A 13,058-nucleotide genomic window follows, 5' to 3' on the forward strand; every position below is an offset into this window, starting at 1 on the left:
CGGATCGTTTCCGGCGGGCGTTTTCATGTGCGCTTGCCGTCGATCCAGCGTCCGGCGCGGCCGAGCAGGCGGACGGCGTTGCCGTGCAGGCGTTCGCCAATCTCCATCGGCGCCTTGCCGGCGCAGGCGCGGGCGTAGGATCCCTCCAGGATCAGGGCCAGCTTGTAGCAGGCGAAGACCCGATACCAGTTGAGGTTCGAGAGATCGGCGCCGGTCAACCGCCCATAGACCTCGACCAGTTCCTCGGCTTCGGGGAAGCCCTCCCACGGCTGGACGACGATGGTCGTCTGGCTCATGTCACCGCCCGGGCCGGGCCAGGTCGCCAGCAGCCAGCCGAGATCGACCAGGGGATCGCCAATCGTGGAAAGCTCCCAGTCGATGACCGCCTCGACCTCGGCCGCATCCTTGCGGAACAGGACGTTCTTCAGGTGGAAGTCGCCGTGCATCAGGCCGGGGCGGAAGGTCTGCGGGCGATGCCGATCCAGCCAGTCGCCGATCTCGCCGACGTCGGGCAGGCCGTCCGGCCCCGGCCAGCCGGCGAACTCGCCATAGCTTTCGAGCTGCTTCATCCAGCGCCGGGCCTGCCGGTCGAGGAACCCTTCCGGTTTGCCGAAATCGCCGAGGCCGACCGCCTGGTAGTCGACCATGGCGATGCGCGAGAGGGCCTCGATCACCGACAGGCCCATGACGTGTCGGGCCTCGGGCGATCCGGCGTGAAGCGGCGGCATGCCGACGGCGGCGTTGAAGCCATCCAGCGGCTCCATCAGATAGAAGGCCGCGCCCAGCACGGAAGCGTCGTCGCAGGCGGCGATCAGCCCGGCGTGCGGGACGTTCGAACCGGCCAGCGCCTTCAGCACCCGCGCCTCGCGCCGCATGGTGTCGCTGCCGTCGTGTCGGGGATTGAGCGGCGGACGGCGCAGGACATATTCGCGGCCGCTCCGTTTGAAGCGCAGCAGGACGTTCTGGGACCCGCCGGTCAGTTGGATGACGTCAACGATCGGTCCCGAGCCGAGGCCCTGACCGTCCATCCATCCGGCCAGATCCCCGAGATCAACGAGTTCCAGGCCGTGGGGGCGATCGATGCTCACGCGACGGCTGCCTTCAGACCGGCTTCCTCGCCCGACAGGCCATACTTGGCCAGGGCCGCCGCGCGGCGGGCAGGGATGTGGTAGTCCGGGAACAGACCCTGGGAGTGCTTGCGGCCCCGCAGAAGCTGTTTGGCCAGCGTCACCTTGTGGATGTCCGTCGGGCCATCGGCGAGGCCGACCTGGAACGAGTCCAGCACCATGGCGGCCAGCGGAGTTTCGTTGGACAGGCCCAGACAGCCGTGGACGTAGACCGCGCGGGCGGCGATGTCGTGCAGCACCTTCGGCATGGCCGCCTTGACCGCCGAAATGTCGCCGCGGACCTTGTTGTAGTCCTTCTCGCGATCGATCTTCCAGGCGGTGCGCAGGACCAGCAGGCGGAACTGCTCAAGCTCGATCCAGCTGTCGGCGATCTTCTCCTGCACCAGCTGCTTGTCGGCGAGGGGCTCGTTGCGGGTGATGCGCGACAGGGCGCGGTCGCACAGCATGTCGAACGCCTGACGCGCCTTGCCGATCGTGCGCATGGCGTGATGGATGCGCCCGCCGCCGAGCCGGACCTGGGCCACGACGAAGCCGTCGCCCTGACCGCCCAGCATATGATCCAGCGGCACACCGACATCGGTGAAGCGCAGATAGGCATGGGCAGGATCGCGGTCGCCGTAGCCGACGTTGCGCACGATCTCGAGCCCGGGCGTCCCCCTGGGGATGATGAAGACGGAAAGGCGACGATGCGGCGGGGCGTCGGGGTCGGTCACGGCCATGACCAGGAAGAAGCTGGCGTAGCGGGCGTTTGTGGCGAACCATTTCTCGCCGTTCAGCACCCACCGATCGCCCTCGAGAACGGCGCGCGCCGTGAAGGTCGTGGGGTCGGCCCCGCCCTGCGGTTCGGTCATCGAGAAGCAGGAGACGATCTCGTTGGCCAGAAGCGGTTCAAGGTAGCGCGCCTTCTGTTCGGCCGTGCCGTAGACGGCGAGGATCTCGGCATTGCCGGAATCGGGGGCCTGACAGCCGAACACGGTCGGGGCGAAGACGGAGCGTCCGAGGATTTCGTTCATGAGCGCCAGCTTGACCTGGCCATAGCCGGGCCCGCCGAGCTCGGGACCCAGGTGGCAGGCCCACAGGCCGCGGGCTTTCACCTGTTCCTGCAGCGGCCGGACGAACTGCCGGTTCAGGGGATTGTCGACATCGAAGGGGCTTTGCAGGATCAGATCCAGCGGCTCGACCTCGTCGCGCACAAAGGCATCGATCCAGGCCAGTTGTTCGGCGAAATCGGGGTCGGTTTCGAATTCCCAAGCCATCGGCGTTTCCGTTCGTTTTTGATTTTCAGGACAGGGTTCGGCCGCCATCGACGACGATGGTCTCGCCGACGATGTAGGCGGCCAGGGGCGAGGCGAGGAACATCGCCACGCCGGCGATCTCCTCGGGGCGTCCGAGCCGGTTCAGCGGGATGCCTCTGAGCCGCTCCTGCAGGCGGGTCGGGTCCGAGGTGGTGACCTCGGTCATCTTCGTCGCAATAAGGCCCGGCGCGATGCCGTTGACGCGGATCCCGCGACCGGCCCAGGCGTCGCCCAGGGTGCGGGTCAGATGGATAGCGCCGGCCTTGGAGGCCGAGTAGGCAGGATTGCCGCGCGCCGCGCGCAGGCCGCCGACGGAGCTGATGATGATCAGGCTGCCGCCCCGGGCCTCCAGCGCCGGCGCCAGCTTCTGGGCGCACGCCATCAGACTGTTGAGATTGACCTCGACCACCTGACGGAAGGCCTCCGCCTCGAATTCCTTGCGGCGATACTGGACCGCGCCCTGAGAGAGGACCAGCACGTCCAGAGCCTCGAACGGCGGCGTCCAGGCCTCGATCGCGCCGGGCGTGGCGACATTCAGGGTCGAGAAGGCGAAGGGCTCAAGCGCCTCGGCGACGTCCCCATAGGCGTCCTTGTCCGCCCGGGTCCCGGTGACGGCGACACGGGCGCCGCGGCTCGCGAACGCCTGGGCGCAGGCCAGTCCGATGCCGCTCGACCCGCCGACGACCAGAACGTTCTTTTCGTTAAAATCGAGGTCCACGGCGATCTAAAACGTATGAATGAAACGGTTGTTTTATTTGTCACGTGTGCGCTAGACCGTCAATCCATGAAAGCCGATCTCGCCCGGGACGCGATCAAACGCGCCGCACAGAGCCTGTTCGCCGCCCGTGGCGTGGACGCCGTCTCGGTCCGCGACATCCTGACGGCGGCCGGGCATCGCAACGGGGCTTCGCTGCACTACTATTTCGGCTCGAAGGACGACCTCGTCGCGCAACTGGTCGTCGACGGAGCCCGGCTGATCGACGAGCGTCGAAACGCCACGCTGGATGCGATGGAGGCCCAGGGCGGACCACGCTGCCTGCGCGAGGTGATGGAGGTCTTGATCGTGCCCTCCACCAACCTGGGCCGCAATGGCGGTGAGGGCGATTACCTGCGCTTTATCAGCGCCTTCAGCCTGCAGAATCGCGAGGCCTTCGAGGCCATCGTCGTCGAACACTGGAACCGGGGCTATCAGCGATGCCTCGATCATATTCGCCGGCTGTCGCCGATGCCGACGGAGATTCTGGAGCGCCGTCTTGTGTTTCTCAGCCTCGGTTTACGCGCGGTGATGACCGCGCGGGAGGCCGCCATGGCCGGGCATCCGGACCACGGCTTCTGGGGGCCGCCGGCTACGCTGGACGATCTGGTGGAAACCCTGGTCGGCATGGTGTCGCCGTCAAGCGCATAGCTCTGGGATGTGCGCGGCAAGAATGCGAACCTGAGCGCGATATTCTTATATCAGAACATAATTTCGATATTGTTCAGGAAATTCCGAAATCCGAACGACAAACAGGCGCTTGGCTTTTGTCGATTTGCTTCGGATTATAGAATTGCATTCCAACATCAGATTATTTGTTGATGCGCGCGTATCGTCTGACTAGCATCGTCAGGTGATCCGGCTGTCAGGCAGGAATCCGGCAATCGCCCATAGACCCGCCGAAGAGCGGGCGAGGGCAGGGGAGAGACAAGATGAAGATCATGAAAACGGGCATCTCGTGCGCCGCCCTGGCCTGGGCGCTTGCAATGGCCGCCCCCACTATGGCCCAGACGGCTCCGCAACAGGACGGCGCGACGGCTGTCGACGAGATCGTGGTCACCGCACGACGTCGCGACGAGGCCCCGATCTCGGTTCCGGTCTCGGTCACCGTTCTCGGCTCCGAGCAACTCCATGTCCTTGCGGTGGACAGTCTGCAGGACCTGCGGGCCGTGAGCCCCGGAATCGCCGTCGGCGAGGTCTCCGGGGGCGTGGGCGGCACGGTGTCCCTGCGCGGGGTCGGGACTACGGCCGGGTCCAACCCCACCTTCGAGCAGACCGTCGCCATCAACATCGACGGGGTCCAGCTGTCGCGCGGCGGCGCCGTCCGCATCGGCCAGATCGACATGGAGAAGATCGAGGTTCTGCGCGGTCCGCAGGCGCTCTTCTTCGGCAAGAACAGCCCGGCGGGGGTCATTTCGATCACCACCGCCGATCCGACGGCGAGCTTCGAGACCCGGGTTCGTGCAGGGTATGAGTTCAACGCCCAGGAGCGTCAGCTGGAGGCCACGATCTCGGGGCCGCTGACCGACACCCTTGGCGGGCGGCTGGTGATCTATGGCGCGGATATGGAGGGCTGGCGCGACAATATCGCCGACACAGCGGCCGCCGCCGCGAACGCCATCCGGCCCGGCTCGGTCACCGGATCGACCTCGGGCGGCCCGCAGCAGCAGTTCTTTTTCACGCGCGCGACCCTGAAGTGGGAGCCGAACGATCGCTTCGATGCGCGGCTCAAGCTCAGCTACGCCGACAACGAGGGCATCGGCTATAATCAGGCCGGCGGGTTCCAGCGGATTTATTGCCCCAACGGCGCGCCCCAGCTGGCGACCCAGTCGACTCCTCTCAACGGCGGCGTGCCAAATCCGGCGCTGGCCACGGCCCTGTCGGTCGACAACTGCCGTGCGGATGCGACCTACGCCAACGGCAACATCAATCCCGCCTTCCTGGTCGGATCGCCCTCGGGCTGGACCGACCCCGAGGGCGCCGGCAACTACAGCCAGCAGCTTCACTCGCTGGAAATGAACTATCGGCCGACGGACTGGCTGAAGCTGACCTCGGTGACGGGCTGGGCGAAGAACGAGGACTTCCGCGTCGATACCTATGCGGTGGCGCCGTCGGACGCTGTCGCCGCCAACGACTTCAGCGGCAACACCAGCTACACCCAGTTCACCGAGGAAGTCCGCGTGGCGTCCGATCTGTCGGGCCCCATCAACTTCCTGGCCGGCGCCTTCTTCGAGAAGTCGGAGCTGGAGACCTATACCCGCGCCATCCTGGCGGGCTCGCCCCTGTTCCTGCACAATATCGACGGCAAGACCACCTCGGTCTTCGGACAGGTGCTTTGGGACATCACCGATAATCTGGAGCTCGCCGGCGGCCTGCGCTGGAGCAAGGAATCCAAGGACTTCGCCGTTCACCGGGAAGGGGTTCTCCAGCCGGTCTCGCCGGGCTCGGCCGACTTCGAGAACACCTCGCCGGAAGTGACCCTGACCTGGCGGCCGACGGACCGGCTGACGCTCTACGGGGCGTACAAGGAAGGCTTCAAGTCGGGCGGCTTCGCGGCGGCGACCAATACAGGCGCGGCCTTCACGGCCCCGCTGAACGCCCTCTACCTGCCCGAGTCGGCCGAAGGGTTCGAGGGCGGTCTGAAGGCGCTGCTGTTCGACGGCGCCCTGCGCATCAACACCGCAGCGTACAACTACGACTACACCAACCTTCAGGTGAACTCCCTGGACAACTCCAGCGGCGTTCCGGTCATTCGCGTCAACAACGCCGGCGCGGCGACGGTCAAGGGCTTCGAAGGGGACTTCACGCTCAGGCTGCCGGCCGTGCCCGGCCTGACGATCCGCGGGGCGGCGAACTACAACGACGCCCAGTACACGGACTTCCTGGCCACCTGCTACATCGGCCAGACCATCGCCGACGGCTGCAACCTGCTGCTGAACCCGGTGACGGGGCGTTACACGGGCCAGCAACTGGCCGGGCATCGCATGGTCAATGCGCCCAAGTGGACCGGATCCCTGGGCGGGGCCTATACCGGATCGACCTTCATCGAAGGGATCGACTGGGGCATGAACCTCGATGCGCTCTACAAGTCGGAGTACAATCCCCATCCCGAACTGCACCCGGGCGCCGAACAGAAGGGGGTGACTTTCCTCAACGCCGGCGTTCGCGTCTTCAGCGCCGACCGGCGTTGGGAACTGGGGCTCATCGGTCGCAACCTGACCGAGGAGTACCGTGTGGACGTCGCGTCGAACGTGCCCCAGACGGGGATCGCGACGCGGACCGGCACGGCGCTGACGGGCGGTCAGGCCGACCTGAGCGGCAACGTCAACCGGGGCCGGGAGATCATGTTGCAGCTGACGTTCCGGCCGTTCTGACGGACGGATCGGGGTAGACTGAGCTGAAAGTCGCCGCGTCCTGGCTGAAGCCGGGATGCGGCGACGTCGTCGTTTGAACCGGCCGACATTGCGGCCAGCACAGGGTGAAACCGTTGCGTCTGGTGACTTTCGAACACGAGGGCCGGCGTCGGGCCGGGGCCTTCATCGACGGCGATACGCGCATCGTCGATCTGGCCGCCGCACATCAGCAGAAGCATGGCGTCCGCGCGCCGGAGCTGGCTGACATCCTGGCGCTGGTCGAGGGCGGCGACGACGCGCTCGACAAGGCCGCGGAGGCGGTCAAGACGGCCGCCGATGCTGCGATCCTGGCCCGCGCCGAGGTGAAGCTGAGGGCGCCGATCCAGCCGCCGCCGCAGATGCGCGACTGCAGCACGTTCGAACAGCATCAGCGCCAGGCCTATGCCGCCGGCCGCGCCATGCGGGCCAAGGCGAAGGGCGTGGAGGTCATCGAGGACACAGGGCCGAGCGAAGCGGAGCAACGGATCCTGGACCTCTTCGTCAAACAGCCGCTCTACTACAAGGCCAACCGGTTCTCGGTGATCGGGACCGAAGAGAGGGTGATCTGGCCGGCCTATTCGCGGCTGATGGACTTCGAGCTGGAGTTCGGCTGCTACATCAAGAAGGCGGCCAGGGACGTGCCGGTCGAGCAGGCCCGCGACTACATCTTCGGCTATACGATCTACAACGACTTCAGTGCGCGCGATGCGCAAGCTGTTGAAATGATTGGACAACTTGGTCCATCCAAGGGCAAGGACTTCGACACCGGCAACGCCATGGGACCGTGCATCGTCACCGCCGACGAGATGCCCAACCCCTATGACCTGACCATGATCGCCCGGGTCAACGGTGAGGAGTGGGGCAGGGGGAACTCCGGCACGATGCACTGGAAATTCGAGGATCTGATCGCCTTCATCTCGCGGTCGGAGACCCTGTATCCCGGCGAGTTCCTGGGGTCCGGAACGGTGGGCAACGGCTGCGGTCTGGAGGCGCAGCGGTTCCTGAAATCCGACGACGAGGTGGAGCTGGAGGTCTCGGGGATCGGCATCCTGAGGAACCGGATCGTTCGGGAAGGCTGAACCGCGAGCGCCGTGCTGCGGGCGAAATTGCACTGCAAAAAACCGGGTGCAAAAAGTGCAATTCTCAGAGCCAGGATCAGAAAGGCGCCGCAGCCATCTGAATCCAGAGATGAATTATTTGAGGCCGATCTGATCCTGCAAAATGCAGAGTGCAGCCGGCTGATCCGTCGCCTGTGCGGTTGTGATGTCAAAGACCTGCGACCCTCTGGCCGACCGTCGATATGGGAGGGCGCCGACCTAGATCAAGCCCGGGTATGCGCCGCCGTCGAGCTGCAGGTTCTGGCCGGTGATATAGCCGGCGCGATCCGAACACAGGAAGGCGCAGGCGTCGCCGACCTCGGATGGGCGACCGAAGCGACCGGCGGGGATGCCTGCGACCATTTCCGCGCGGGCCTCGGCCTCCTCGACCTTGCGGACACGCGCGAGAGAACGGGTCATCCGGGCCAGCCGATCGGTCTCGACCTTTTCGGGCAGGATGCAGTTGATGGTGACGCCGTCCGCCGCGACCTCGCCGGCCAGGGCCTTGCAGAAGGCGGTCAGTCCGGCGCGAGGTCCGGTCGACAGGGCCATGGGAAGTCTCGGCGTCTTGACCATGGCGGAGGTGATGGCGACCACGCGGCCGAAGCCGCGTTCGCGCATGCCGCCGACGACCGACTGGATCAGCAGGATGGGCGAGAGCATCGTGGCGGCGACGGCCTCGCTCCACACGGTGTCGGTCCACTCCTCAAGGCGGCCGGGCTTCGGGCCGCCGCTGTTGCAGACGAGAATGTCGGGGGCGGGGCAGGCGGCCAGAACCGCGGCGCGCCCCTCCGCCGTGTCGACGTCGGCCAGGATGGTGTGGGGCCGCCGTCCGGTCAGGTTTTCGATTTCGATCGCAGCGGCCTCAAGCCGTTCGGCGTCCCGCCCGTTGATCCAAACCTCCACGTCTTCGCTGGACAGCGAGATCGCGCAGGCCTTCCCCAGGCCCGCCGACGAGGCGCAGACGAGGGCGCGTTTGCCGGCGATGCCGAGGTCCATGGCTTGTTCCCCGGTTGGGGCTCCCGATCGCCGCCCTCAGAGGGTGCGGGCGATGATTTCCTTCATGATCTCGGACGTGCCGGCGTAGATGCGGGCGACCCGCGCATCGACCCACGCGCGCCCGACGTCATATTCGCTCATATAGCCATAGCCGCCGTGCAGCTGGAGCAGTTCGTCCAGTAGCTGTCCGTGCAGCTCTGCGCTGGTCAGCTTGGCCATGGCGGCGATCTCGGGCGTCAGTTCCTTGTCCAGCAGCTTCTGGATGCAGTCGTCGATGAAGACGCGCAGCATCTGGCTGCGGGCCCGGACCTCGGCCAGTTTGAACCGGGTGTTCTGGAACTCGAACAGAGGTTTGCCGAAGACGACCCGGTCCTTTGTATAGGCGATGGTCTTGTCGAGCATCGACTCCACCGAGGCGGCGGCGCGGATGCCGATGATCAGCCGTTCCTTGGCCAGTTCGGTCATCAGGCAGGCGAAGCCGCCGCTTTCCTCGCCGAGCCGGTTCTCGACCGGGACGCGGACGTCCGAGAAGAACAGTTCGGAGGTATCCTGGCCGCGCAGGCCGATCTTCTCCAGCTTCTTGCCCTTGTCGAACCCGGGCGTGCCCGCCTCGACGCAGAACAGGGTGATGTCCTTGGGGTTGGCCTGACCCTCGACCTTGGCCGCGACGATGGCGAGGCCGGAGTTGATGCCGTTGGTGATGAAGGTCTTCTGACCCGACAGGATGTAGTGGTCGCCGTCGCGGACCGCCTTGGTCTTCATGCCGCGCAGGTCGCTGCCGATCTGGGGCTCGGACATGGCGATGACGGCGATCAGTTCGCCGGTGATCAGCCGGGGCAGCCAGCGCGCCTTCTGCTCCTCGGTGCCGTAGTTGACCAGGTAGGGCACGGTGATGTCCGAGTGGGTGGTGAAGCCGACCGCCGTGGCGTTCACCCGCGCCAGTTCCTCGATCAGGACGGCGCTGTGACCGAAGTCGCCGCCGGAGCCGCCGTATTCCTCGGGCGCCGTGACGCAGAGCAGGCCTTCCTCGCCTGCGCGCAGCCACAGGGATTTCGGCACGATGCCGTCGCGTTCCCACTCGGCGTGGTGGGGCACGATCTCGGTCTCGACGAAGCGCCGGACCTGATCGCGGAACATCTCGTGGTCGTCGCGGAAGACTTTGCGGGTGGTCATGGCGGGCTCAGTTGTCCGTGTAGACGGCGGGGCGTTTCTCGATCATCGCCGCGACCGCCTCGGCATGGTCGTGGGTGTGATGCGCGAGCGCCTGATAGGCGGCGGACAGCTCGAGGAGCGGGCCGAGACGCATGTGCTGGCCTTCGCGCAGCAGGCGCTTGGTCAGGCGCAGCGCATGGCCGGGGCTGGAGGCGACGCGGTGCGCCAGGGCCATGGCTGTGGTCATCAGATCTTCGGGCGCGGTCAGCTGGGTCACCAGCGTCCAGTCGAGCGCCTGCTGGGCATTCAGGGAATCGCCGGTCAGGGCCATGTGGCTGGCGCGCGGCATGCCGACGATCCGGGGCAGGAGCCAGGCGCCGCCGTCACCGGGGACGATGCCCAGTTTGACGAAACTCTCGGCGAAGGTCGCGGTCGTGGAGGCGATGCGAATGTCGGCCATACAGGCGAAGTCGAGACCGGCGCCAATGGCATGGCCGTTGACGGCCGCGATGACCGGGGTCTCGAGCTCGTAGAGCGCCGTCGGGATGCGCTGGATGCCGTCGCGATAGCGATTGCGCAGCCGATACGGTGAGCCCTCGAAAATGCCGGTGCGGTTCTGCATCGCCTTGATGTCGCCGCCCGCGCAAAACGAAGCGCCCGCCCCGGTCAGGACGACGATGCGGACGGAAGGGTCGGCGCGGACCTCCTCGCAGGCGTCCTCGATCTCGAACATGTCCTCGGGTTTCGAGAAGGCGTTGCGGCTCTCGGGGCGGTTCAGGGTCCAGACGGCGACGGGACCGTCGCGCGTCTTGAGCAGGAAATCAGTCATGGATCGGGGTCTCCGAAAAGGCGCCGGCGACAAGCGGCCACAGGCCGTCGTCGCCCGCCGCCGCGAAGGTCTGGCCGAGACGCTCGGCCCAGAAGGCGTCCGAGCCGTATTCGGCGCGCCAGGCCCACAGGCGTCGGGTCAGGAAATGCAGGCTGTGTTCGTGGGTGAAGCCGATGGCGCCGAAGACGGCATGAGCGATGCCCGCGCCCTTGCCGGCCGCCTCGCCTGATACGGCCTTGGCCGAGGCGGTGGTCAGGAAATCGGCGGCGGGCGTAGCCATCAGGAAGGCGGCCTCGGCGGCGCCGACGGCGGCCCCGGCCTGGGTCGCGAGCAAGGCGAGCTGCTGCTGGACGGCCTGGAACTTACCGATCGGACGGCCGAACTGGACGCGCTCGTTGGCGTAGTCGGCGCTGAGCCCGGTCAGGCGGCCGAGGGCTCCCGCCATCTGGGCCGAGCGCAGCATGGCCCCGCCGAGCAGGACCGTGTCGGTCGCCGCCGAGGTCGCGGCCTCGGCGATCAGGGAGCCGGACGCGAGGGTGACGGTGTCGCGCGGCTCCCCGGCGACATTGCCGCCCGGGACGATCTGCGCATCGGTCAGGGAATGCAGGGCGATGCGGCCGGACGACGTGTCGTGCAGCGCAAGCCATTGGGCGTTTCGACCCCAGGGGACATCGGCGATCGGCGCGTCAGGCGAGCCCGCGGCGAAGACGATGACGCCGCTCTCGGGAGGCGTGAGGCCGGCCGTCGCGAGCAGACTGTTGGCCAGGATCGCCTCGGGCAGGGGGATGGGGGCGGCGGCGGCTCCGCAGGCGCGGACGACCACGAAGAGGTCGCTCCAGCTCGCGCCGGTTCCGCCGAGGTCCTCCGGGACGGCGGCGAGAGGCAGGCCGAGGGCCTCGATCTCGGCCCACAGATCGACGGGCCAGACGCCGGTTTCGGCGGCGTGGAGCAGGTCGGGCGTGACCGTATCGGCCAGCAGCCGCTCGATGGTGTCCTGAAACAGGGTTCGCATCAGCGCACTCCCAGGCCGCGGGCGAGGATGCCGCGCAGGATTTCGCGCGTGCCGCCGCGCAGGGAGAAGGAGGGAGCCATGCTCTGGACGATGGCCATGACCCGTCGAGTGGTCGCCGCCTTGTCGCCGGGCGGCAGGGAATCGATCAGCCGCATCGCCACCTCGACCGTGTCCTGTTCATAGCCCGTGCCGAGGTCCTTGACGCAGGAGGCGGCCCAGACCGGATCCTGGCCCGAGGCCAGTTGGGCGGTGACCGAGATCGACATCGAGCGCAGGGCGATCAGCCAGGCCGCGAGGCGGCCGATTTCTACGGCCTGACGGGCGTCCGGCGCCGGGCCGACGGCGCCGACCAGGCAGCGGAACAGGGTCATGGCGCTGAGGAAGCGCTCCGGGCCGCTGCGCTCGAAGGCCAATTCCGACGTGGTCTGGGCCCAGCCGTCGCCCTCGACCCCGATCAGGGCGTCGGCGTCCAGCCGGACGTCGTCGAAGGTGACCTCGTTGAAGTGCTCATGGCCCGACAGGTCCTTGATCGGGCGGATCAGGACGCCGGGCAGGGTCAGGTCGACGATGAGCTGCGACAGGCCGGCGTGGCGCTCGCTGGCGGGATCGGTGCGGACGAGGGCGATCATGAAGTGGCAGCGGTCGGCGTTGGTGGTCCAGACCTTGCGGCCGTTCAGCACCCAGGAGCCGTCGGGCTGACGGTCGGCCTTCGTCCGCACAGAGGCCAGGTCGGAGCCGGAGGCGGGCTCGCTCATGCCGATGCAGAAATACAGTTCGCCGGCGCAGATGGCGGGCAGGTAGCGCGACTTTTGCGCTTCCGTGCCGTGGCGCAGGATCAGGGGCGCGCTCTGGCGGTCGGCGATCCAGTGGGCGGTGACAGGGGCGCCCGCGGCCAGCAGTTCCTCGTTGATCACGAACCGGTCGAAGGGCGAGGCGTCGTGGCCGCCATAGGCCTTGGGGATGCTGAGACCGAGCCAGCCCTTGGCGCCAAGCGTCCGGCTGAAGTCGGCGTCGAACCCCATCCAGGACAGGGCGCGTTTCTCGGGCGTCGAGGTTGGGGACCATTCGGCCAGGAAGGCGCGAACGTCTGCGCGGAGCGGGGCGAGGTCCGGCGGCAGGACTGGCGGGCCGAACTGGTCGAGCAGGTTCACGAAGGCTTCCCGGGCGTTTGAATCGGCTCTCTTCGGAGCGTCGCGATCTATACATTCCAGAATATCGTTCTGACCAGAGAATATTGTTTGCCGCGACAGCCGGTTTCCCGTTAGGGTCGGGCCAAGAATGACGACGGCGGAGCTGTCGCGCTCGGGGGAGGCCCAGCGTCTGAAGCGGCCCGGTGAAACCGGCTCCGTCGGCGCATGGCCTGCCCCTGACGGCGCGATGACCGGCCCAGCAAAGGAATAG

The 13,058-nt window shown here is 67.0% G+C and carries 11 protein-coding genes; 3 read left to right on the forward strand and 8 right to left on the reverse strand.

Going from position 1 to position 13,058, the window contains the following annotated elements; all coding sequences use genetic code 11:
- Nucleotides 1–23 precede the first annotated feature (23 nt).
- Genes ACW172_RS14845 through ACW172_RS14855 form a run of 3 tightly spaced genes read right to left on the reverse strand, consistent with a single transcriptional unit; the run spans nt 24 to nt 3,140 of the window.
- On the reverse strand, nt 24–1,088 hold the full coding sequence (locus ACW172_RS14845; protein WP_492032208.1) for a phosphotransferase family protein: 1,065 nt from the start codon (nt 1,086–1,088) through the stop codon (nt 24–26).
- Complete coding sequence (locus ACW172_RS14850; RefSeq protein WP_492032209.1) at nt 1,085–2,383, reverse strand: acyl-CoA dehydrogenase family protein; 1,299 nt, start codon at nt 2,381–2,383, stop codon at nt 1,085–1,087. The genes ACW172_RS14845 and ACW172_RS14850 overlap by 4 nt, the downstream gene beginning before the upstream one ends.
- Before the next feature lie 25 nt (nt 2,384–2,408).
- A complete protein-coding gene (locus ACW172_RS14855; RefSeq protein WP_492032210.1) occupies nt 2,409–3,140 on the reverse strand; it encodes an SDR family NAD(P)-dependent oxidoreductase in 732 nt (243 codons plus the stop codon).
- A gap of 66 nt (nt 3,141–3,206) precedes the next feature.
- Between ACW172_RS14855 and ACW172_RS14860 the strand changes: the two genes are divergently transcribed.
- The 3 genes from ACW172_RS14860 (at nt 3,207) to ACW172_RS14870 (ending at nt 7,647) form a co-directional block, all read left to right on the forward strand.
- Nucleotides 3,207–3,827: a TetR/AcrR family transcriptional regulator gene (locus ACW172_RS14860; RefSeq protein ID WP_492032211.1), complete on the forward strand. Its 621-nt coding sequence runs from the start codon at nt 3,207–3,209 to the stop codon at nt 3,825–3,827.
- A 281-nt stretch (nt 3,828–4,108) separates the two neighbouring features.
- Nucleotides 4,109–6,550 (forward strand): TonB-dependent receptor, encoded by a 2,442-nt coding sequence (locus tag ACW172_RS14865; RefSeq protein ID WP_492032212.1) that lies wholly within the window; start codon nt 4,109–4,111, stop codon nt 6,548–6,550.
- Between the two features lie 122 nt (nt 6,551–6,672).
- Nucleotides 6,673–7,647, forward strand: coding sequence for a fumarylacetoacetate hydrolase family protein (locus ACW172_RS14870; RefSeq protein ID WP_492034989.1), 975 nt, complete (start codon nt 6,673–6,675; stop codon nt 7,645–7,647).
- Nucleotides 7,648–7,884: 237 nt separating this feature from the next.
- Here the strand turns inward: ACW172_RS14870 and ACW172_RS14875 are convergent, their stop codons facing one another.
- Genes ACW172_RS14875 through ACW172_RS14895 form a run of 5 tightly spaced genes read right to left on the reverse strand, consistent with a single transcriptional unit; the run spans nt 7,885 to nt 12,808 of the window.
- Entirely contained in the window at nt 7,885–8,664 is a 780-nt protein-coding gene (locus ACW172_RS14875; RefSeq protein ID WP_492032213.1) for an SDR family oxidoreductase, read from the reverse strand.
- A 36-nt stretch (nt 8,665–8,700) separates the two neighbouring features.
- Entirely contained in the window at nt 8,701–9,837 is a 1,137-nt protein-coding gene (locus tag ACW172_RS14880) for an acyl-CoA dehydrogenase family protein (RefSeq protein ID WP_492032214.1), read from the reverse strand.
- A 7-nt stretch (nt 9,838–9,844) separates the two neighbouring features.
- Nucleotides 9,845–10,645 carry a crotonase/enoyl-CoA hydratase family protein gene (locus tag ACW172_RS14885; RefSeq protein ID WP_492032215.1) on the reverse strand — a complete coding sequence of 267 codons (801 nt, stop codon included), beginning with the start codon at nt 10,643–10,645 and terminating at the stop codon, nt 9,845–9,847.
- Nucleotides 10,638–11,657 (reverse strand): acyl-CoA dehydrogenase family protein, encoded by a 1,020-nt coding sequence (locus ACW172_RS14890; RefSeq protein ID WP_492032216.1) that lies wholly within the window; start codon nt 11,655–11,657, stop codon nt 10,638–10,640. The genes ACW172_RS14885 and ACW172_RS14890 overlap by 8 nt, the downstream gene beginning before the upstream one ends.
- Complete coding sequence (locus ACW172_RS14895; protein ID WP_492032217.1) at nt 11,657–12,808, reverse strand: acyl-CoA dehydrogenase family protein; 1,152 nt, start codon at nt 12,806–12,808, stop codon at nt 11,657–11,659. Before ACW172_RS14895 ends, ACW172_RS14890 begins: the two co-directional genes overlap by 1 nt.
- Nucleotides 12,809–13,058 lie beyond the last annotated feature (250 nt).

It is taken from the genome of Brevundimonas sp. ALps5 (assembly GCF_058681645.1).

Bases quoted from the DNA above. Each gene is read 5' to 3' on its own strand.
- ACW172_RS14850 (WP_492032209.1), bottom strand. From the start codon at position 2,383: ATGGCTTGGGAATTCGAAACCGACCCCGATTTCGCCGAACAACTGGCC.
- ACW172_RS14860 (WP_492032211.1), top strand. From the start codon at position 3,207: ATGAAAGCCGATCTCGCCCGGGACGCGATCAAACGCGCCGCACAGAGC.
- ACW172_RS14865 (WP_492032212.1), top strand. From the start codon at position 4,109: ATGAAGATCATGAAAACGGGCATCTCGTGCGCCGCCCTGGCCTGGGCG.
- ACW172_RS14875 (WP_492032213.1), bottom strand. From the start codon at position 8,664: ATGGACCTCGGCATCGCCGGCAAACGCGCCCTCGTCTGCGCCTCGTCG.
- ACW172_RS14880 (WP_492032214.1), bottom strand. From the start codon at position 9,837: ATGACCACCCGCAAAGTCTTCCGCGACGACCACGAGATGTTCCGCGAT.
- ACW172_RS14885 (WP_492032215.1), bottom strand. From the start codon at position 10,645: ATGACTGATTTCCTGCTCAAGACGCGCGACGGTCCCGTCGCCGTCTGG.
- ACW172_RS14890 (WP_492032216.1), bottom strand. From the start codon at position 11,657: ATGCGAACCCTGTTTCAGGACACCATCGAGCGGCTGCTGGCCGATACG.